Consider the following 20,032-nt stretch of genomic DNA (forward strand, 5'->3'; position numbering starts at 1 on the left):
GCTGCAGTGGCTACGATTCGATGTGCCTTTCGCGTTGACATGAAGGAAGTCCGTTGCCCCGTCGCAGCCAGGCCCCCCGGGACGAAGCGGCGGACATCCAGCGGTCGGGCGGACGCTGGCGGCTACGCAACTGGCGGCTGAGGACTCGCCTGCTCGCCGCCCTCCTGGTGCCTGTCCTGGCGATGTTGGGTTTCGCGGGACTGCGGGTCGAGTCGAATCTCTCCGAGGCCGATGACTACGCCGCGGCGACGGAGCGCGTCCGTGTCGACGACACGGTGGCGAATCTGGTCCACGAGCTGCAGCGTGAACGAGACCTGACCGTGCGCTACGTCGCCGGTGGACGGCAGGGCAGGCCCGTCGAGGTGCTCCGGCAACGCGAACGGGTCGACACCGCGCGGGGCGAGTTCGAGAAGACGCTCACCGCCGCCCGGCCGGAACTGCCCGACGAGGCGGTCGGGGACTTCCGGGAGTGGGAGCGCGGGCTCGAAGGACTGGCCGGGGTGCGCTACGCGGGGCAGCATTCGGCACAGCCCGCGGGGCAGGTGCTGGGCGCCTACAACGACCGTGTGGCCGGGCTGCTCGACATGGGCGGCCAGGCCGCGGTCGACACGCCGGACCGCGAACTCGCGCGTACGTACCTGGCCGCGGGCTCGGTCGCACGGGTGAAGGACGCGCTGTCGATCCGGAGGGCGCTCGTCGGTGAGGCGCTCGCCTCGGGGGCGGCGCCGCCGGCCTTGGTGCGCGCACTCGCCGGTGCGGATGTGCAGGTCGCGGAAGCCAGAAGCAACCACGCGAAGTTCGCGACCCCTGCCCAGCGGCGGTCGCTCGACGAGGAGTTGAACCCGCGTGTCGAGGCCACGTCGGCCACCGTCACCGCGGTGCTGAACGGCGACCTCTCGGCCGACCCGGCCACGTGGGACCGGCAGTCCACCCAGGTCGTCGACGCGGCGAAACGCGCCGAGGACGCGCTGCGGGACGACGTGCGTGACAGGTCGGCGGCGCTGGCCTCGGAGGCCCGGTCGGACGCGCTGATCGACGGCGCCGTGATCCTCGGGGTGCTGCTGCTGGCGGGGCTGCTGGCGGTGGCCATCACGCGATCACTGCTGCGCCCCCTGCGCACGTTGCGCAACAGCGCCCTCGACGTGGCCCACTACCGGCTGCCCGAGGCGGTCAAGGGCATCCTGGCCGACCCGGATCCACGGCCGGAGGACGCACACCGCCGGTCCGTCGAACCCGTCCGCGTGTACAGCAGGGAGGAGCTCGGCCAGGTCGCACGGGCCTTCGACGCCGTCCACGGCCAGGCCGTGCGGCTCGCGGGTGAGCAGGCCATGCTGCGGGAGAACGTCAACTCGATGTTCGTCAACCTCTCGCGCCGCAGCCAGGACCTCGTCGAGCGGCAGCTCACGGTGCTCGACCGCATGGAGGAACACGAACAGGACCCCGACGTCCTCGGCGGGCTGTTCGAGCTCGATCACCTCGCCACGCGTATGCGCCGCAACAGCGAGAACCTGCTCGTGCTGGCCGGACAGGACGTCGGCAGGCCGTTGCCCGGCGCCGTCGCGGCCGAGGAGATCATCGGCGCCGCGCTGTCGGAGGTCGAGCACTACCAGCGCATCAACGTCGCGGCGACGCCGCAGATCGGGGTCCGCGGCGAGATCGTCGGCGACCTGGTGCACGTGATCTCCGAGCTGTTCGAGAACGCCACCGACTATTCGCCCGACGACTCGTCCGTGTCGGTCGTCAGCGCGGTCACCCAGGACGGCGAGTGGCGGATCGACATCACCGACCGCGGTGCGGGCATGCCCGAGACGGAGATCCACCGGGCGAACATGCGGCTGGCCGAGGTTCCCGACGTCGACGTCGAGGTGTCCAGGCGGATGGGGCTGTACGTGGTCGCGCGGCTGGCCAGGCAGCACGACATCCGCGTGTGGTTGTCGGCCGCGGACCTGATGGGCCTCACCGCGACGGTCGTCGTGCCCGCTGCGCTCGTGCGGCAGGCCGATTCGTCGCCTCAGGAATCGCCGGTCGCGCTCGAGGAGGCGACGACGGGGGAACAGCAGGGACAGCAGGACGGGCCGTCGTCGATCGTGTTCCGGCCGGAGCCGCAGCGTCGGCCTGCGACCGCGCTGCCCGCCGAACCCGAGCCGTCCGAGCCCCTGGCCGCGGCGGACGAGCCCGTGGACGGCCCGGCGAGTGCCCCGGTGAGCAGGCGGACATCGGGGGGCGGACCCCCGCGGGAGCCGGTCGCCGAGTTGTTCGCCGATCCGTATGCCGATGCAGGAACCTTCGGGAGACCGGCCCGTGTGCCCGAGCCCGAGCCACTCGCCGGCCCGGACGTCACAGCAGAGCCCGAGGTCACGGCGGAGCCCGACACCACGGCGGAGCCAGACATCACGGCGGAGCTCGCGGCCACCGCGCAGCCCGAGGTGACCGCGCAGCCCGAGGTGACCGCGCAGCCCGAGGTGACCGCGCAGCCCGAGGTGACGGCGGAGGCTGCCTCGGCGGACCCTGCGCCGGTGCTGCCACGGCGGAGGCCCGCGGTGTCGGAGCTCCTCGCCGAGGACACCGGCGAGCCAGAGGGAACGGACGTCGCCGACCATGCGGGGCGGGCCGAAGCCGCCGACTCGGGGACCGACACGGCCGAGGGCACCGGATACGAGCACACCCTGACGCAGCACGGGCACGCACAGCAGGCACCGGCCCAGCACGAACGGCACGCGCGGCACGAACAGCCGCAGGGCGCGGGCGCTCACGGCACGGGGCCGGAATCCGGCTCCGGAGACGGCGGCGGGAGCTCCGAGCAGCCCGCACCGCTGCGACGGCCGGTGCGGCGTCCCGGCGCGGTGCCCGCTGCCGACGAATCGCTCACCGAGGAGATCCCCCGCGTGCCCGGTAGTGCCGAAACCGGGCGGGCAACGGCGTTCGGCACGCGTGAGGCGGATTGGGACGACGAGCCGGATGTCGCCTCGGCGGCCCGGCCGCCGGCCCCGGAATCGATGACCGAGATCACGGATGGGCTGACGGCACCCGTGCCGACTGTCGATTCTCCCGATGCGGACCAGGAAGTCGAACCCGGTGTACCCGCGGACGCTGCCGCACCCGACGGCGCTGCACCCGACGGCGCTGCACCTGACGGCGCTGCACCCGACGGTGCTGCGGCCGCCTCGGCGAACGACGACGTCCCGGCTGCGACCGAGTCCGGTGGGCCCGTCGCCGGAGCCCGTGAGACCCCGGCCACGAACGCCACCGGTGGCCCGGCCCCCGGGCGTGCGTCGCGGCTGCGACGCGAACCGGAGCTCGAACCCGCCGAGCAGACCGATGTCTCGGCGTGGGGCCCGGGACCCACCTGGCCCATGCGGGACGGTGATCAACCCGATGCGCCGCCTGCACCGCAGCCTCCGCCCCGCGCGGATCCCCTGCCCGCGCCCGGCACCTCGGCCGAGGCTGTGCTCGGCGATGATGCGCCCACCGACCGGATGGCGGTTTACCGGGGGCTCATGACGCGATGGTTCGAACCCGGCGCGGATCCCCAGGACTGGCAGGTCGACTCGGCCGAACAGGGTGGTGCCGAACAGGGCGGTGCCGAACCGGGTGCCGAACCGGAACGGGCCGTGCCCGACGGCTCCGAGCCCGACGGCTCCGAGCGGGACGGCGCTGAGTGGGACGGCGCTGAGTGGGACGGCGCTGAGTGGGACGGCGCTGAGTGGGACGGCTCCGCGGCCGGGCAGGCAGGCCGTAACGGTTCCGACGGCCTCGGGTGGCACCCGCGCGGCACTGGCTCGGGCGATCACGGCTCCGAGGGCGTCCGTCCGGCGGGCGACGATGCGGAGCGCAACGGTTCGGAGCGCAACGGTTCGGTGCGCAACCACTCGGCAGCCGGCCGTCCCGGCCCCGAGTACAGCGGTCCCCAACACAGCGGCCCCGAACACAGCGGCCCCGAACAGAGTGGTCGTGCCGGCCGTAACGGCACGCAGCCCCCGCCGCCCGGTGGCTCCTCGTCGGGCGGTTCCGAGCCCTCCGGTTCCGCCGACGACGGCGCCGAGGCAGATCCCCGCAACGGCCACGAAACCGACGGTGGCAGGCAGCGGCGGCAACCGTCGTTCATCGACCGGTCCCCGGAGGCGATCCGCGAACGCATGTCGGGACTGCAGCGGGCAACCGCCCGCGCCAGGCACGCCCGCAGCCGCTGAGTGGGCGGGGCCCTCGTCGCGGTCAGCTCCGCGATGCGGCCGTCTCGTCGGGCGACTCGACCGCCTCCGCTGCCGCCGCCTTCGCCGAGTCCGTGGTCGCCGAATCGGCAGCGTCGGCCGAAGCCGCACCGTGTGCGGCGTCCGAACCGGCGGTCGCCGGGGTCTCTGGCGCGGTCTCGCCGGTGCGCTGCACCTGCGGACTCTGCAACAAGCGGGCCACTTCGCCACGCAGCGAGACGAACTGCTCGGACTCGCGGGTGGTGATCTGATCGCGTTCGGCGGGCAGGTCGATGGTCAGGTCCGCGACGATCGCCGCGGGGGACTTCGACAGCACCAGTACCCGGTCGGCGAGGTAGACGCTCTCGTCGATGTCGTGTGTGACCAGCAGAATCGTGCTGCCCAGATCGCGCTGGACGCGGCGGGTGAGGTCTTCCAGCTCACCGCGGGTCTGCGCGTCCACCGACGCGAACGGTTCGTCCATCAGCAGCAGCGCGGGCCTGCTCACCAGCGCTCGCGCGATCGACACGCGCTGCTGCATGCCGCCGGAGAGCTGCCACGGGTACTTCTTGCCCACTCCGGCCAGGCCCACCGATTCGAGGACCTCGGCGGCGCGGCGCCGCCGGTCGGCCTTCGACACCTGCTGCCACCGCAACGGGAACTCGACGTTCTTCGCCACGGTCAGCCACGGGAACAGCGAGCGGCTGTAGTCCTGGAACACGACGGCGAGGTCGTCCGGCACGCCCGACACCTCGTCGCCGTGCAGCCGGACCGAACCCCCCGTCGCGGGGATGAGCCCGGAGATGCAGCGCAGCAGGGTGGACTTGCCGCAGCCGGACGGGCCGACGATGCACGCCAGCTGCCCGGCCTCGATGGTGAACGTCAGGTCCCGCACGGCGACGTGCGCGCGCTCACCCCGGCCGTACTGGTGGGTGAGGCCGGAAACCTCGAGCATGGTCGACACGGTCAGCCTCCTACGGGCGCGTCACAGGTCGGTGTCACGGGACGGACGTCGCGGGCGCTCACGCGTCGTCCCCACGGGTGGGCTGCCAGCCGAGCACGAGCCGTTCGACCGCCAGCAGTGCGCTGTTGAGCGCGTAGCCGAGCACGCCGAGCAGCAGCACCCAGAACCACATTTCGGGGTACTGGACCGTCGACTGCGTCGTGGACAGGCGGAGGCCGATGCCACTGCCGCCGACGATCTCGGCGACCACCATCAGCAGGATGGCGATCGACAGGCTCAGCCGCAGCCCGGCGAAGATCTTCGGCATCGCGGCCGGCAGCACGATCATGCCGATCCAGTACCGCCGCGGCGTGCCGAGCGAGCGGGCGGTGTCGGTCTTGACCTGGTCGACCGAGCGGACGCCGTCGACGGTGTTCAGCACGATCGGCCACAGCGTGGAGAACACGATAGCCGCGATCTCCATCTGCACCCCGATGCCGAACATCACCATGAAGGCGGGCATCAGGGTCACCGGCGGTACGGAACGCAGGAACGAGATCAGCGTGCCGCAGTAGTCCATCGCCCAGCTCGAGCGGCCGAGTGCCGTGCCGAGCGCGACGCCGATCAGGGCGGACAGGGCCCACGCGCCGAGAGCCGTCGCCAGGCTGGGCAGCACGATGTCGAACACGGCGTCGCCGAGCATCAGCCGCCACGCCGGTCCGGACAGCAGCACGTCGGCCCCGGTGGCGACGATCTCCGTCATCCGGGGGAAGTAGACACTGTCGGCGCCGATGGCGATCAGTTCCCACAGCAGCAGGGCCGCGGCGAACACGAGCCAGGTCACCGCGGCCGAGCCGAGGATGCGACCGCGTTTGGCGGCGGCGGTCGTGATGCTCATCGGGTCGCCCTTTCCTCGGTGTCGGCCCAGCGGAACAGCCGCTTGCCGCTGCCGACGAGAGCGGAGTTGATCGCCCAGCCGGCCAGGCCCGCGAGCACCGTGCCCGCCATGACCTGGTCGAGGTGGCCGTTGTTCATGCCGCCTTCGAGGATGTAGCGGCCGAGGCCGACCTCCGACGCGGCGATGTACTCGACACTGATGACCGCGATGAGCGCGATGGACGCGGCGACGCGGACGCCGGTGAAGATGAACGGTGCGGCGTGGGGCAGGGCAACCCAGGTGAGGGCCTGCCTGCGGTTGGCGCCGGTCGCGCGGGCCGAATCGAGCAGGACGGGGTCGATCTCGCCGAAGGCGTAGATCGTGTTGAACAGGATCGGCCACACCGCGGCGTACACGGCGAGCGTGATCTTGGCGTCGGGACCGCTGCCGATGGTCACCATGACCAGCGGGATCAGCGCGACGGCGGGGATGGGGCGCAGGAACTCGATGAGCGCTCGGCTGGCCGATTGCAGTGCGGGGACGCTGCCGAGCAGCAGCCCGGCGGGTACGCCGATGCCGATGGCGACGCCGAGTGCGATCAGCCAGGCCAGCAGGGTGGCAACGACTCCGAGGAGGAACTCGCGGTCACCGAGCAGCTCGACGAAGGTGGTGGCTACCTCGCTGGCCGGCGGAACCCAGTAGTCCGGCAGCACACCGGCCTGCACGGTGATCTCCCACAGCAGGAAGAAACCGAGCAGGCCGGTGAGACCTTTGGCGAATGTGCGCACGCCGGTTACTTGGCCGAGTCATCCTCGCCGGTGTCCGGCGGGATGATCATGTCCTTGACGTCGATGTTGTTCTCGAGGGCGCCGCGGTCGACCATCAGGTCCGGCACTCGCTGGATGCGCTCGGGGTCGAGGCTGCTCTCGAAGGTGAGCAGTGTCGTCATCGGGGCGAGGTCCTCGGGCAGGCCGACGTGCTCGACCAGCAGCGGGTCGATCACCTCGGTGCGGTCGGCGGTCTCGGCCTCGTTGCTGGCCTTGACCATGGCGCGCTGGAACGCGGCGACCGTCTTGGGGTTCTCGTCCGCGAACTCGGCGGTGGTGCCGTAGCCGGCCATCGGCAGGTCCTTCAGCGGGCCGGTCATCGGGTCCCACCGCGACTCGGCGCCGAGCTCCTTCTGGTTCATGGCGATGAAGGGGTCGGGGAAGAACGCCGCGTCGATGTCCTTGCCGAGGCCCTTCTGCGAGGTGCTGAACCCGCCGGGCTTCCAGTTGACCTTGTCGAGGTCGACGTCGTTCGCCTCGGCCCACGCCTTGGTGAGGATGTCGGCCAGGGTGCCTTCCGGGGTCACGCCGACCGTCTTGCCCTCGAGGTCCTTCGGCTCCTCGAGCGGCGAGTTCTTCGGCACCATGACCGCGTTGGACTTCGGTGCCGCCGAGGAGGCGTCGGCGATCAGCTTGAGGTCCATCGTTCCCGCGGCCTGCTGGTCGAAGAAGCCGGTGTAACCCGAATAGATGATGTCGACCTCACCCGAGTTGAGCTTGTTGAAGCCCTTGTCGGCGCTGTCGACCTTGATCGGGTTGACCTGGAGGCCTTCGTCGGAGAAGTAGCCCCGCTCGCGGGCGAGGTGGAAGGCGGCGAGGTCGATCGTGCCCTGGATCGACACGTTGACCTTCGACTTCTCGACCTGGGCGTTGCCGCTGTCGTCCTCATCCGAACCGCCGAGGAGGCCACAACCGCTGACGGAGGCGAACACGGCGAGGCCGGCGGTGAGCGCGGCGAGGCGCCGACCGCTGGCGCGGCGTTGTGATGGACGCAAGGCAACTCCTCGTGGGACTAGATGATGGCGTGGGGTGACCACAATGGCGCAGACCTGCGAGGATCGCTGGTCCGAACCGGGCGCACCGAAGATGCGGCCCCACTCTATTAAGCAGGCAAAGCGATCACAACGGGTGCTCAGTACCAAGGAGTGAGTGTTGGATGTCACCCTCCCGGCACTGAGTTGGATTATGAAACACTACTGAACGTGTTTCCGAATCCTGGGTTATAGACCACGAAGGTGAACGCTGAGTAACGGGACGGTGGGCTTCGCCCTGTTCTAACCTAAGAGGGTTACGTGCTAACAGGTCGTTCGCTACTCTCTGCCTCTGCCTACTCGGGAATCGGGTTGCACGCTCACTGAAATGAGTGTCTGTCGACGACGAGGGATCGATGATCCCGCGACGGAGGAAGACCGTTGACGGGTGTGCGGTGCTTCGCGTCGGGATGCGGCGCTCATCCGGGAGGCGTACGTACTGAGCGGTTGCATCCGCGAGGTGCCGGGGCCGAGCGCCCCGGTGGGGCGGTCGGTCGCCACCGCCGTTGCTGGTGCACCGGGTCCCCGGGCCGGCAGGTCCCGGTCGGGACGGCAAATCGGCAGGAGCCGTAGGGCTCGAACTTTGGGAGTGTGCTCGTAGTGCTCGACGAGAAGGCGGAGGAAGGGCAGGCCGGCGGCGACGGCGGCCCTGACGGCCCGACCGCCGAGGCGACTGCCTCCCCGTCGGCCGGCGGGGCCGGCAGCGGCGGTTCCGGACGTGGTCTGCGCAACTGGCGGCTCCGGTCAAAACTCGCGCTGATTCTGATCATTCCCACGATCACCGCGCTCGTGCTCGGGGGCCTGCGCGTCTACGAATCCCTCGACCGGGCGAATCAGCTGCGGCAGACCGCCGACCAGGTCCAGCTGGCCGACCAGATCAGCGACGTCGTCCACCAGCTCCAGATCGAACGCGAACTCGCGGTGCTCAAACTGGGTGCCAACCCCGGCAACACCGAACGGGCGAACCTGTTCAACGCCCAGGTCGACCAGGTCGACACCGCGGTAGGGCGGCTGAACGACCTGGCGGGCGAACTCACCGTCGACGACCCGGCGATGCAGGCGCGTTACGACTCCGGGGTGAACCGGCTCGGCGTGCTCGAATCCATGCGGCAGGCGGTCACCGAAGGCGCGATGACCCCGCGCACCCTGCTCGACCAGTACACCCTGCTCATCACCGGCCTGGTCCAGCTGGACCGGGAGGTCACGACCGCGATCAACGACCGGGACCTGCTCCGCGACAGCAACGCGATCCACGCACTGTCGGAAGCCAAGGAGTACATCTCCCTCGAAGGTGCGATCGTCTCGCTGGCCGCGCAGCAGAACGACTTCCCGCAGTACATGGTCGACGACGCCAGGGACGCCATGGCCAGCGGTGAGTCGGCGTCCGAGGACTTCAACGCCTACGCCTCGCTGCAACAGCGGCAGTACTTCACCGACACCGTCTCCGCCCCGGAGATCGACCGCAGGCAGATGGTGCGCGACCAGGCATTCGCCCGCGTCGCGAACGACGAGCCGCCGCAGATCAACCGGCAGGAGTTCGTCAACGACCTCGCCGTCACCCGCGACAACTACCGGGAGGCCGAGTCCGGCCTGCTGAGCGACCTGGAACAGCAGTCGGCCGGTCTCGCCGAGGACACGACGTTCGCCGCCTGGCGTGACGCCGCCATCGTCGCCATCGCCCTGATCGCGGCGCTGGCTCTGATGCTCTACGTGTCGCGGTCGATGCTCGCGCCGCTGCGGACGCTGCGGGAGAACGCGCTCGAGGTCGCCTACGTCCGGCTGCCGGAGACCGTGCGCCGCATCCTGGCCGACCCGAACCCGATGGAGGCCTCCCGCAAGGGCATCAGCCCCGTGCCGGTGGAGACCAAGGAGGAGATCGGCGAAGTCGCCCGGTCGTTCGACGTGGTGCACGAACGGGCCGTGCGCATGGCCGCCGAGCAGGCGCTGCTGCGGGAGAACGTCAACGGCATCTTCGTCAACCTCTCGCGGCGCAGTCAGCGGCTCGTGGAACGTCAGCTCGGCGTGATCGACAGTCTCGAATCCGAAGAGCAGGACCCGGATCAGCTGGCGCACCTGTTCGAGCTCGACCACCTCGCGACCCGGCTCCGCCGTAACGGCGAGAGCCTGCTGGTCCTTTCCGGGGCCGGCCTGTCGAAGTCCATGGCCAAGCCGGTGCCCGCCGCCGACGTCGTCGGTGCCTCGGTGTCGGAGATCGAACAGTACGCCCGTGTCGAGGTCGGCAGCGTGCCGGACGTCGCCGTGCACGGCCGCGCCGTCAACGACCTGGTGCACCTCCTGGCGGAACTGCTCGACAACGCCACCTACTTCTCCGAGCCCGATACCAGGATCAGCGTGCGGGCCGCGGTGACCCGCAAGCGTTCGCTGGCCATCCAGATCACCGACCGCGGTGTCGGCATGAGCGAGGAGCAGTTCGCCGAGGCCAACGAGCGGCTGGCCGACCCGCCGGACCTGGACGTGTCGGTGACCCGGCGCATGGGTCTGTACGTGGTGGCACGCCTGGCGCAGCGGCACGGCATCGATGTCCGGCTCCGCGAGAACGAGGACATCGAGGGCGGCGTCGTCGCCAGGGTCGTCGTGCCGCGGGAACTGCTCACCGACGCGCCGGGCGGCCCGGCCGGCATGACCCCGGCGATGGGCGGCCAGCACAACGGGTCGTACGCCGGGGTGCCCGCCGCGGCCGAGCTGCCGATGCGGCGGCTCGCCGACGCCGAAGGTGTCGGCGGGCCCGTGCCGGACGCCACGGCCGCGCAGCCGACGAGCGCGTTCGAACCGGCGCAAGCCTTCGACGGCTCGCGGTGGCCGAGTGCAGAGGACGTCCCGGAGGACGCATCCGAGCTCGACTACCTGTCGGGCGCTCCGGGTGGCGGTGACCCGGCGACGACCGTCATGCCCGCGGCCTCCGGCCCGGCCGGCGGCGGCTCCGAGGACGGCCAGCCCGGGCTGACGCCACTCGACCAGCCGATCAGCCTCGACGACCTGGTCGGCGGTCCGAACAAGGCCGCGGGCCCGTTCGTGAGCCCCGCCGAGCAGGAACCGGACGCCCTGCCGAAGCGCACGCCGGGTGAGACGACCGGGTCGGCGCAGCCCTCGTGGCCGCCGCAGCAGCCGGCAGACATCGGTAACGGCAACGGCTGGCCGGACACGACCGGCGACGGCGGGTCCGCTGCCGGTACGGTGCCCGAGGACAACCCGCTCGCGCTGCCGAAGCGTGAGCCGCGCTACGTGTCGCCGGAATCGGCGGCCGGTTCCGGAACGTCGCAGGGGATCAGCGGTAACGGGACCACGGGTGCCGCAGGTGCCGCTGCGGCGGCAGGTGCGGCACAGGCTGGAACAGAGAGTGCGGCGCTGGAGGAAGAAGCGCCGACGAAGCGGCTGCCGATATACCAGTCGGTGTTGTCGCGCTGGTTCAGCGAGGAAGAAGAAGACGTGCCGGAGGCAGGGGCCGGCGATCAGACCAGCGACGTCGCGGACGCAGGCACCGCACTCGCCGGCGCTTCTTCCGGTGGCGCCTCCGCCGGAGGAGTACAGGAGGACTGGCGGAGCGTGTCGGACACCGGTTGGGAAGCGGCGCAGTCGCTGCTCGAGCCGAAGGGTGAGGAGATCACGACGGCGGGCCTGCCGAAGCGGGTGCCGAACGCGTATCTGGTGCCGGGCTCGGTCACCGAGGCGAGCGACACCACCCCTGCCAGCAGCGCGGGCGCGGAAGCCGACCCCGCTGCGGCCGCCCCCACGGCGACGGCGAAGCCCGCCGTGTCGCGTTCGGCCGAGGCAGCCCGTAATCGCATGGCCTCGTTCCAGCGCGGGTTCACCAGCGGCAGGCACGCACTGAAAGAACAACCGGATCAAACAGGCACACAGTCCGAGGCCGAGTCGAACGGTTCGACCGACAACGGCGTTCACGGGGCGAAGGAGTAAGAGTTGACACGCGCTGGTTCGATGCAGCCGGGTACGCCCCGGCAGGGCAACTCCGGCCAGGCCGGGAGCTTCGCCTGGCTCATCACCGACTTCGTGCACCGGGTTCCCGGGGTCGCACATTCCGTGGTCGTGTCCGCGGACGGGCTGCTGCTGGCGTCCTCGAAGGGCCTGCCGAAGGACCGTGCCGACCAGCTGGCCGCGGTGGCGTCGGGGTTGACGTCGCTGGCTCGGGGCGCCGCGCAGGTCTTCGAGGGCGGGCCGGTGGCCCAGACCGTCGTCGAGATGGCCAACGGCTTCCTGTTCCTGATGTCGGTCTCCGACGGCTCCTGTCTCGCCGTGCTCGGCGCACCGGACAGCGACATCGGTCTGGTCGTGTACGAGATGACCCTGCTGGTCGACCGCGTCGGCCAGCAGATGACCCCGGAACTGCGTGCCCAGCTGCAGGGCAGCACCCGCCGGTGAGCTCACCGTCACGAGGACTTGGCGCAAGGTTGCCGATGATGTATCCACCGACAGTGAGCACACACTGAGGAGACCGCCGTGGATTCCGGGCACTCACGAGGTGATCGACGGTGGGACCGGGGGCAACAGCCCGGTCCGCCGGACGAGCAGGACGGTCGCGCCGACGAGGCGTGGCGGCCGATCAGACCCAGCAAACGGGTGGACCGCGGCAGCGACTGGCTGTACCAGTCGGACGAGGACTCGGGCGGCGATCCCGCCGACTTCAGCGTCTCCGAATACCGGGAACGGCTGCTCGGCGGGCCGGGCTCGGAGCTGTACGGCTCACACGACGTGCCGCACCGCAGCGGCTCACCCGAACGTGAGCACCCGGATTTCAGCAGCGGCTATCACGTGCCGTACGCGGAGAACTCGCTCAGCGGGCGCAATGAGTTCGCCCGTGATTTCGACCGCTACGATGACGAGCTCCGCCGCGACGGCTACGACACGGGCGAGTGGCGCACCGGTGACTTCGGCACCGGCAGGTTCCCGCCGGTGGACGACGGGTTCCGCCCCTCACCCGTACCCCGTCAGCCGTCGGGCGACACGTTCGGACCGCAGCGGATCGACCTGGGAGGTTCCGGACCGGTGCCAGAGGAAACACCGTCCGAGAGTTCCGGGCTGGTCCGACCGTACTTTCGTACGAAAGGCCGCACCCGGCCGAGCCAGGACCTCGCGATCGAGACCCTGATCTCGACGTCGGAACAGGGCAGGCGGCTCGACGGGGTGCGGGTACCGGAGCACAAGCACATCTGCGGGCTCTGCCTCGACACCAGGTCGGTCGCCGAGGTGGCCGCCCTGCTGAAGATGCCGCTCGGTGTGGTGCGGGTTCTGGTTGGTGACGTTGCCGGTCTGGGGCTGGTGCTGGTGCACTCCCCGAACACGAACACCATGGTGGGCGACCGGCCCAGTATCGAATTCATGGAAAGGGTTCTCAGTGGCCTTCGGCGAATTTGATTCCGACACACCTGCGCCTGCCGCTGGAGGACCCACGTCCTCGACGAAGATCGTGGTCGCGGGTGGTTTCGGCGTCGGGAAGACGACTCTGGTCGGTGCGGTGTCGGAGATCGACCCGCTGACGACCGAGGCGTCGATGACCGAGGCGAGTGTGTCCGTGGACGACCTGTCCGCGACGCCGCAGAAGGCGACCACGACGGTCGCCATGGACTTCGGCCGGATCTCGCTCGACTCCGACCTGGTGCTCTACGTCTTCGGCACGCCGGGCCAGCACCGGTTCTGGTTCATGTGGGACGACCTGGCGAAGGGCGCCATCGGCGCGGTCGTGCTGGTCGACACGCGGCGGCTGGCCGACGCGTTCCCGTCGATCGACTTCTTCGAGAACCGCAAGCTGCCGTACATCGTGGCCATCAACTGCTTCGACCGGCTGCTGCACCACTCGATCGAGGACGTCCGGCACGCACTGACGATCTCCCCTTCGGTTCCGATCATGGCCTGCGACGCACGGCAGCGGGACTCGGCCAAACAGGTGCTGATCTCGGTCGTGCAGCACGCGATCGCCCACGACTCCGCCCTTCAGGCAGGCTGAGCTACGCCGAACGTGTAGCCGGCCTGCTCAGCGGTTCCGGCCGCGGTGCTTGCCGACGGCCGATTCGAGCGATGTCGTCACTTCTCGGGTACGGGGTGACGTGCGCGGGGTAGGACTCCGCGTATCGCCGGATGCCGCCGCTCAGGTGAAACCGCGCGTGACCGGGGACCTCGAGGTCGAACCCGCTTCGGGCGCCTAATACTCTGACGCCCGAGCCGATGTGCGCGTGCGAAGGAGGGACAGTGACCGATCCCGGGCCCCGCGGCGACGTCGGCGGTCTCCTCACCGACTTCGTGCGCCGGGTCTCCGGCGCGGCCCACGCGATCGTCGTGTCCGCCGACGGGATGTTGCTGTCGGCCTCCGACGGGCTACCGCGTGACAGGGCCGACCAGCTGTCGGCCGTCGCCTCGGGGCTGGTGTCGCTCACACGCGGCGCGGCGGAGTCGTTCAACGGTGGCCGCGTCAATCAGACTGTGGTCGAAATGGATCGCGGTTATCTGTTCCTCATGTCGGTCGGCGAAGGGTCCTGCCTGGCGGCGCTGGCGGCCCCGTCGACCGATATCGGCGTGCTCGCCTACGAGATGGCGGTGCTGGCCGACCGGCTCGGCCAGGACGGTGGCCGACTGCTGCACAGCGGTGGTGGGGCCCGGTGACGCCGACGCACGAATGGGACCCGTCCGACTGGGACGCGCTGCACCAGGGCGGCCAGCGGGAGCACGACTCGCCGGATCGGTTCGACCTCGGCAGCCTGCCGCGGCAGCTCCCGCCGGGACGATCTCCCTCGGGCCGCCACTCCGCGGAGCGGTTTCCGCCCCCGCAGCAGCCGCCCGGTTCCTTTCCGGCCGAGCGGTTTCCCTCGGAGCAGTTCCCTCCGGAGGAACCGTCCGCATCGTTCCCGCCGGAGCAGTTCCCACCCGAGCAGTTCCCACCCGGGCAGTTCCCCTCGGAGCAGTTCCCGCCCGAGTCGCGGCCGCCGGCACCGCGGCGGAGCTCGTCGTCGCCGTCCTTCCCGCCCGCCTCACGGGCGGACATGCCGGAGGGACGCGGCCGCGGCGCCTCGCGGCCCGCGGGGCCACGGCGGATGCACCGGTCGCTGGTCCGCCCGTACGCACGTACCGGCGGACGGGTCGCTCCGGCCACCGACCTTCAGCTCGAGTCGCTGGTGTCGGCCGGCGACGTCGCCGGTGCGATCGCGTCCGGTGCGGTCGCCTCGACGGTGCAGCGGTTCATCTGCGACCTGTGCGCCGAGGAGGTCAAGTCGATCGCCGAGATCGCCGCGTACGCGCGCCTGCCGCTGGGCGTGGTGAAGGTGATCGTCTCCGACCTGGCCGACGCCGGCGCGGTGTCGATCCAGCGGCCGGGCATGGTGACGGGCGACCGCTCCTCGCAGGCCTTCATGGAGCGCATCCTGGAGGGCCTCAAGGCCCTCTGACCCGCGACTGTCACTCCCGTCGCTCTGCCCCTCCCCGACGCGGCCCTGCTCTCCCTGACGCGCCGACGCGCCTGCGCTCAGGCTTCGACGAGGGCGGCCGAGGTGATCCGGTGCAGCGGATAGCGCTCGTTGTCCGAGCCTTCGAGGATGCCGCCGCCGACCCGCACCGGGGTGACGATGCGCTGGGTGGCCGTGCCGTGGGAGTCGACGAACCCGATCCACACCTCGCGCTGCTCGCGCGTGGCCTGCGCCAGCAGCGCCATCGTGGCCGACGTGTCCGCCCCGCCGCCCGCAGGAAGGCGAACGGTCGTGCCGCGCCGCGTCGTCGCCGCACGATCGCCCGCGCGGATGTGCGCCAGCACGGCCGAGACCTGGTCCTCGCTGATCGGCGCCGGTGCGTGTGCGGTGCGCTGGGTGGGCCGGTTCCTGGCCGGTATCCGCCGTCCGCTGGGACGCAGGTCGAGGATGCGCCCGTCGGGGCCCTCGGCAGCCGGGGTGAAACCGGCGCCGCGCAGTGCATCGAGCAGTTCGGCCAGCGGATACGGACTGACGAGCACGGTCGGGGCGATCTTGCGCAGGTCGTGGTCGGCGGCCACGGAATGCGCCATCACCTCGGCGATGAGCACTTCGTCGTCGCAGCGCAGGAACGATGCCGCCGCACCGCCGCGGAGTCGGCCGTGGCGGCGGGCGACGTCGTCGATCAGATACGTCAGCCCCTGCGGCACGGGCGTCGCGGAGCGGGTACGGAACAGTTCGTGCAGGTCGTCGGCCGTGCGGCCGGTGTCGAGGGCCCGCCGGACGGATGCCTCGGTGACGCGGTAGACGGTCGCGTGACCCGCCGATTCGACGTCGGCGACCGCGGTGATCTCGGCGGCCAGGTCCGCCTCGAGCGGACCGGGGGCCACGACGGTCAGATCGGCCTGGACGAGGACCTCCTCGACCGGCGTGGGCATCGCGTCGGCCATGGCGCTCGCCGCGGTGTGCGCGTCGTCGTCGAGCAGGGCCGCCGCGGCCGAGGTGATCGCGCCGAGCGCCACCATGCCGAGCGCGGCGCCCTCGGACATCGTGGCGCGGGTGATGTCGTCGCGGAGCCGTCCGCCCTTGCGCGGCGCGTGCCAGGCGAGGTAATTGACGAGCTCGTCGACGCTCTTCACGCCCGCGCCGCCCGACAACTCCGACAGCGTGGTCAGGGCCCGCCTGCGCAGCATCGGCGCGTTCGGCCTGCGCAGTTCCTCCGACAGCGCCGCCAACGCCTTGTCCTTCTCGTCCCGCTGTCCGGCCAGCCCCGGTAGTCGGGGCAGGTCCAACCACGCCTGTGCGAGTGTCATCCACCTGATCGCCGGCGGCGACGACAACCACGAATCCGTCAGCGTGGTCGGTACCCATTCCGGCGTGGCGTCGTCGCTCGCCGCGACGAGGCCCGCACCGGCCACGAGCTCGGCGAGCAGCGCCAGCCGGGTCTCGTCGACGTCCACGTCGCGTGCGAGCCGCTTGATCTCGCGCACGCCGAGCCCACCGGACTTCAGCACCGGGGACGGCGTGTCAGACCACGTGCGCAACAGCGTCTCCGCATGCCGCAGCAGCTCCATCGTCTCGCCGGCACCTGCCTCGTCCACAGTGGACTGGCCGTGCGGGTGGACGGGCAGGTCCGGTTCGGCGAGCTCGCCCTCCCGGTGGATCGACCCGCCGCGCAGGGCCAGCCCGAGTTCCCGGGGCAGCTCGACGGTCGATTCGTCGCGGCGGATCAGCAGCCCACGCGCGAGCAGTTTCTGCACCGGCGTCTCGGCGAGCTCCAACGGCACGTCGGCGGCGGCGTCGCGCGTGCGGCCGATCGGCGGGCCCGCGGACAGCTTCCGCAGCAATGCGCGCTCGTCATCGCCGAGGTTCAGCGCGTCGAGGTCGGTACCGGCCAGCGAGGGCACCGAATCGCCGAGACCCGCGGGGAACGGGCCGAACGTCTCCCGCGCGCCCGGTGGGATCTGGATCTCGCCGGTGTCGGGGTCGTCCCACGCCAGCGCCAGCTCGAACAGTCCGGCGGGTACGGGCTCGTCGCCCAGCAACTCGGCCAGCCGCTCCGGCGTGACCGGTTCGGTGTCGGCACCCGCCACGACGAGGCCCTCGTAGGTGGCCAGTGTCGCCGAGTCGAGCTGTTCACAGGCCCTGGCGATCGAGCCCGGCGTGCCCGCTCGGGTCGCGAGGACGGTCGAGTCGGACGGCGGGGGCGTCGCCAGGTCCCGGCGAGCGCGCAGCAACGAGGCCATTCGGTCGTCCGGCAGCGAGCGCAACCAGTCCGCGAGAGCGAGGGCGGGCATCGTGACCAGGATATCTCCCGGGTTCCGGCATCGGGCACACTGTGCTGGAGTCGAAAGGCCTGCGCTGTGCCCACGCGCGGGCACATCCGCGGACCGAGGCGATGGAGGACGACGTGGCGAAGGCCAACGAGCGGAAGAACGACCGGATCGACCCGGAATGGCCGGAGGTCGACGACGGCCACCCCGTGTCGGAACTCGCCGCCGACCGGCAGGGCGCGCTCTCTCCGTTCGGGGACGTGTCGTTCCCGCTCGACTCGGTGCCGTACGAGCACCCGCAGACCGAGATCAACAAGCGCTCCTGAAGCCGGCCTCGCGCCGCACGCTGAGCAGCGCGAAGTTACCGGTCAGTCACCCGGTCGGGAGCCGGTGACGCCCGCCACGCGGCTAGTGTTGTCAGGTGAATCCTGCAGTTCCCTGACGACACGGGGGTAGTGACAATGCCGGTTCCCGGCCCGGGTTATTCGATCACCGTTCGAGTCGACGCACCGCCGTCGGCCAGCGCGGCCGGGGATCTGACGACCGCGGTGGGAAAGGTCGGCGGGGTGCTGACGGCGTTCGACGTCGTCGGTTCGGATGCCGAGGCCATCGTCGTCGACATCACGGCCAACGTCGCTTCGGCCGACCACGCCGAGGACATCACGAGTGCCCTGAACGCACTGCCCGGCGTCAAGGTGCGCAAGATCTCCGACCGCACGTTCCTCATGCACCTCGGCGGCAAACTCGAGGTCAGCCCCAAGGTCGCGTTGAAGAATCGTGACGATCTCTCGCGTGCCTACACCCCGGGCGTCGCGCGCGTCTGCCAGGCGATCGCGGCCAACCCCGAGGACGCGCGCAGGCTGACGATCAAGCGCAACACCGTCGCCGTCGTCACCGACGGTTCGGCGGTCCTCGGGCTGGGCAACATCGGCCCCGGCGCCGCACTTCCCGTCATGGAAGGAAAGGCGGCGCTGTTCAAGAAGTTCGCCGACGTCGACGCCTGGCCCGTGTGCCTGGACACGCAGGACACCGAGGAGATCATCCGCACCGTGCGCGCCCTCGCGCCGGTCTACGCGGGCATCAATCTCGAGGACATCGCCGCGCCGCGCTGCTTCGAGATCGAGGCTCGCCTGCGCGAACAGCTCGACATCCCCGTGTTCCACGACGACCAGCACGGCACCGCCATCGTCGTGATGGCCGCGCTGCGCAACGCCCTCCGGGTGGTCGAGAAGAACATCGAGAACTGCCGGGTCGTGGTGAGCGGCGTCGGGGCGGCCGGGTCGGCGATCATCCGGCTGCTGCTGCGCCGTGATCCGGCCGACGTGATCGCGGTCGACATCGACGGCATCGTCCACACCGGACGCGAGAACATGGACCCCAACCTGCAGTGGGTCGCCGAGCACACCAACGCCGACGGTATGACGGGCACGCTGCACGACGCACTGGCCGGCGCCGACGTGTTCATCGGGGTGTCCGCCCCGAACCTGTTCGGTGCGGAGCAGGTCGCGACGATGAACGACGACCCCGTGGTGTTCGCGCTCGCCAACCCGGATCCGGAGATCGACCCGCTCGAGGCGCAGCAGCACGCCGCCGTCGTCGCCACCGGCCGCAGCGACTACCCGAACCAGATCAACAACGTGCTGGCGTTCCCCGGCGTGTTCCGCGGTCTGCTCGACGCCCACGCACGCGACATCGACGACGAGATGCTCCTCGCAGCGGCCAACGCCGTCGCCGACGTCGTCGACGACCGGCTCAACGCGTCGTTCATCGTGCCGAGCGTGTTCGACAACGCCGTCGCCCCCGCGGTGGCGGAAGCCGTCAAGTCCACGGCGGTGCAGGCGACGGGGGAGAAGCAGGCGAAGTAGCCTCGACGGTGTGAGCCAGCCAGCGAGGGAACTCAGCCACGTCGACGAGTCGGGCAACGCCCGGATGGTCGACGTGTCCGCCAAGGACGTCACCGCGCGAACGGCCGTCGCCAGCGGCCGGGTGCGCACGACCGCGGAGGTCGTCGGCCTGATCTCGGGAGGTGGCTTGCCGAAGGGCGACGCACTGGCCACCGCCCGGATCGCGGGTGTGATGGGGGCGAAGAAGACGCCCGAACTCATCCCGCTGTGCCACCAGATCGCGTTGACGAAGGTCGACGTGAGTTTCGAGCTCGAGGACGCGGCGGTGCGCATCGAAGGGATGGCCCGCACCAGCGACCGGACGGGCGTCGAGATGGAGGCGCTCACGGCGGTGACCGTCGCCGGCCTCGCGCTGCACGACATGATCAAGGCCGTCGATCCGGAGGCGACGCTCGACAACGTCCGCCTCGAGGCGAAGGACGGTGGCAAGAGCGGCAGCTGGCGGCGTGGCGAGGCCCGTGGCGATCAGCGCACCCGGGCCACCGACGAGAAGGCCGCCGGGGAACAGGGCGTTGACCAACACGGCGTCGACCAACACGGCGTTGACCAATACGGCGTCGACC

At 70.7% G+C, this 20,032-nt stretch carries 14 protein-coding genes and 1 pseudogene; 10 read left to right on the forward strand and 5 right to left on the reverse strand.

What is annotated here, in order from left to right; genetic code table 11:
* The first annotated feature begins 53 nt into the window (after positions 1–53).
* Positions 54–4,190, forward strand: a complete 4,137-nt coding sequence (locus LY40_RS14350; protein ID WP_258937130.1) for a sensor histidine kinase — start codon at positions 54–56, stop codon at positions 4,188–4,190.
* Between the two features lie 22 nt (positions 4,191–4,212).
* Here the strand turns inward: LY40_RS14350 and LY40_RS14355 are convergent, their stop codons facing one another.
* The 4 genes from LY40_RS14355 to LY40_RS14370 are packed head-to-tail and all read right to left on the reverse strand — an operon-like array spanning position 4,213 to position 7,829.
* A complete protein-coding gene (locus LY40_RS14355) occupies positions 4,213–5,151 on the reverse strand; it encodes an ABC transporter ATP-binding protein (protein ID WP_258937131.1) in 939 nt (312 codons plus the stop codon).
* Positions 5,152–5,209: 58 nt separating this feature from the next.
* The gene (locus tag LY40_RS14360; RefSeq protein ID WP_183782637.1) at positions 5,210–6,028 is read right to left on the reverse strand and encodes an ABC transporter permease; all 819 of its coding nucleotides are present in this window, start codon (positions 6,026–6,028) and stop codon (positions 5,210–5,212) included.
* Complete coding sequence (locus LY40_RS14365; protein ID WP_183782639.1) at positions 6,025–6,795, reverse strand: ABC transporter permease; 771 nt, start codon at positions 6,793–6,795, stop codon at positions 6,025–6,027. The genes LY40_RS14360 and LY40_RS14365 overlap by 4 nt, the downstream gene beginning before the upstream one ends.
* Before the next feature lie 5 nt (positions 6,796–6,800).
* Entirely contained in the window at positions 6,801–7,829 is a 1,029-nt protein-coding gene (locus LY40_RS14370) for an ABC transporter substrate-binding protein (RefSeq protein ID WP_183782641.1), read from the reverse strand.
* Positions 7,830–8,456: 627 nt separating this feature from the next.
* On the opposite strand from LY40_RS14370, the gene LY40_RS14375 reads away from it, so the two are divergent.
* The 6 genes from LY40_RS14375 to LY40_RS14400 all read left to right on the forward strand — a co-directional run bounded on the left by LY40_RS14375 (position 8,457) and on the right by LY40_RS14400 (position 15,277).
* Complete coding sequence (locus tag LY40_RS14375) at positions 8,457–11,801, forward strand: nitrate- and nitrite sensing domain-containing protein (RefSeq protein ID WP_258937132.1); 3,345 nt, start codon at positions 8,457–8,459, stop codon at positions 11,799–11,801.
* 3 nt (positions 11,802–11,804) lie between these two features.
* On the forward strand, positions 11,805–12,263 hold the full coding sequence (locus LY40_RS14380; protein ID WP_183649300.1) for a roadblock/LC7 domain-containing protein: 459 nt from the start codon (positions 11,805–11,807) through the stop codon (positions 12,261–12,263).
* Between the two features lie 180 nt (positions 12,264–12,443).
* Positions 12,444–13,256, forward strand: coding sequence for a DUF742 domain-containing protein (locus LY40_RS14385; RefSeq protein WP_372497745.1), 813 nt, complete (start codon positions 12,444–12,446; stop codon positions 13,254–13,256).
* A complete protein-coding gene (locus tag LY40_RS14390) occupies positions 13,237–13,845 on the forward strand; it encodes a GTP-binding protein (protein WP_183782647.1) in 609 nt (202 codons plus the stop codon). Before LY40_RS14385 ends, LY40_RS14390 begins: the two co-directional genes overlap by 20 nt.
* Before the next feature lie 218 nt (positions 13,846–14,063).
* On the forward strand, positions 14,064–14,498 hold the full coding sequence (locus LY40_RS14395; protein ID WP_258937133.1) for a roadblock/LC7 domain-containing protein: 435 nt from the start codon (positions 14,064–14,066) through the stop codon (positions 14,496–14,498).
* The gene (locus tag LY40_RS14400) at positions 14,495–15,277 is read left to right on the forward strand and encodes a DUF742 domain-containing protein (protein WP_258937134.1); all 783 of its coding nucleotides are present in this window, start codon (positions 14,495–14,497) and stop codon (positions 15,275–15,277) included. The genes LY40_RS14395 and LY40_RS14400 overlap by 4 nt, the downstream gene beginning before the upstream one ends.
* Before the next feature lie 77 nt (positions 15,278–15,354).
* On the opposite strand, the gene LY40_RS14405 is transcribed toward LY40_RS14400, so the two are convergent.
* Positions 15,355–17,589 (reverse strand): helicase-associated domain-containing protein, encoded by a 2,235-nt coding sequence (locus LY40_RS14405; protein ID WP_258937135.1) that lies wholly within the window; start codon positions 17,587–17,589, stop codon positions 15,355–15,357.
* Between the two features lie 101 nt (positions 17,590–17,690).
* Here LY40_RS14405 and LY40_RS14410 point away from each other — a divergent pair, with 101 nt between their 5' ends.
* The 3 genes and pseudogenes from LY40_RS14410 to moaC form a co-directional block, all read left to right on the forward strand.
* Entirely contained in the window at positions 17,691–17,891 is a 201-nt protein-coding gene (locus tag LY40_RS14410; RefSeq protein ID WP_183785382.1) for a hypothetical protein, read from the forward strand.
* Between the two features lie 135 nt (positions 17,892–18,026).
* A complete protein-coding gene (locus tag LY40_RS14415; protein ID WP_183782653.1) occupies positions 18,027–19,430 on the forward strand; it encodes an NAD-dependent malic enzyme in 1,404 nt (467 codons plus the stop codon).
* A gap of 10 nt (positions 19,431–19,440) precedes the next feature.
* Positions 19,441–19,926 (forward strand): annotated as a pseudogene (gene moaC / locus LY40_RS14420) (cyclic pyranopterin monophosphate synthase MoaC); the annotation flags it as partial.
* Between the last annotated feature and the right edge of the window lie 106 nt (positions 19,927–20,032).

It is taken from the genome of Prauserella salsuginis (genome assembly GCF_024648885.1).
In the GTDB taxonomy this organism is placed as follows: Bacteria; Actinomycetota; Actinomycetes; order Mycobacteriales; family Pseudonocardiaceae; genus Prauserella; species Prauserella salsuginis.

What these genes read in the sequence shown, in the direction of transcription:
- LY40_RS14360 (WP_183782637.1), bottom strand. Translation starts at nt 6,028, where the DNA reads ATGAGCATCACGACCGCCGCCGCCAAACGCGGTCGCATCCTCGGCTCG.
- LY40_RS14395 (WP_258937133.1), top strand. Translation starts at nt 14,064, where the DNA reads ATGTGCGCGTGCGAAGGAGGGACAGTGACCGATCCCGGGCCCCGCGGC.
- LY40_RS14405 (WP_258937135.1), bottom strand. Translation starts at nt 17,589, where the DNA reads ATGCCCGCCCTCGCTCTCGCGGACTGGTTGCGCTCGCTGCCGGACGAC.
- LY40_RS14410 (WP_183785382.1), top strand. Translation starts at nt 17,691, where the DNA reads ATGGAGGACGACGTGGCGAAGGCCAACGAGCGGAAGAACGACCGGATC.
- LY40_RS14415 (WP_183782653.1), top strand. Translation starts at nt 18,027, where the DNA reads ATGCCGGTTCCCGGCCCGGGTTATTCGATCACCGTTCGAGTCGACGCA.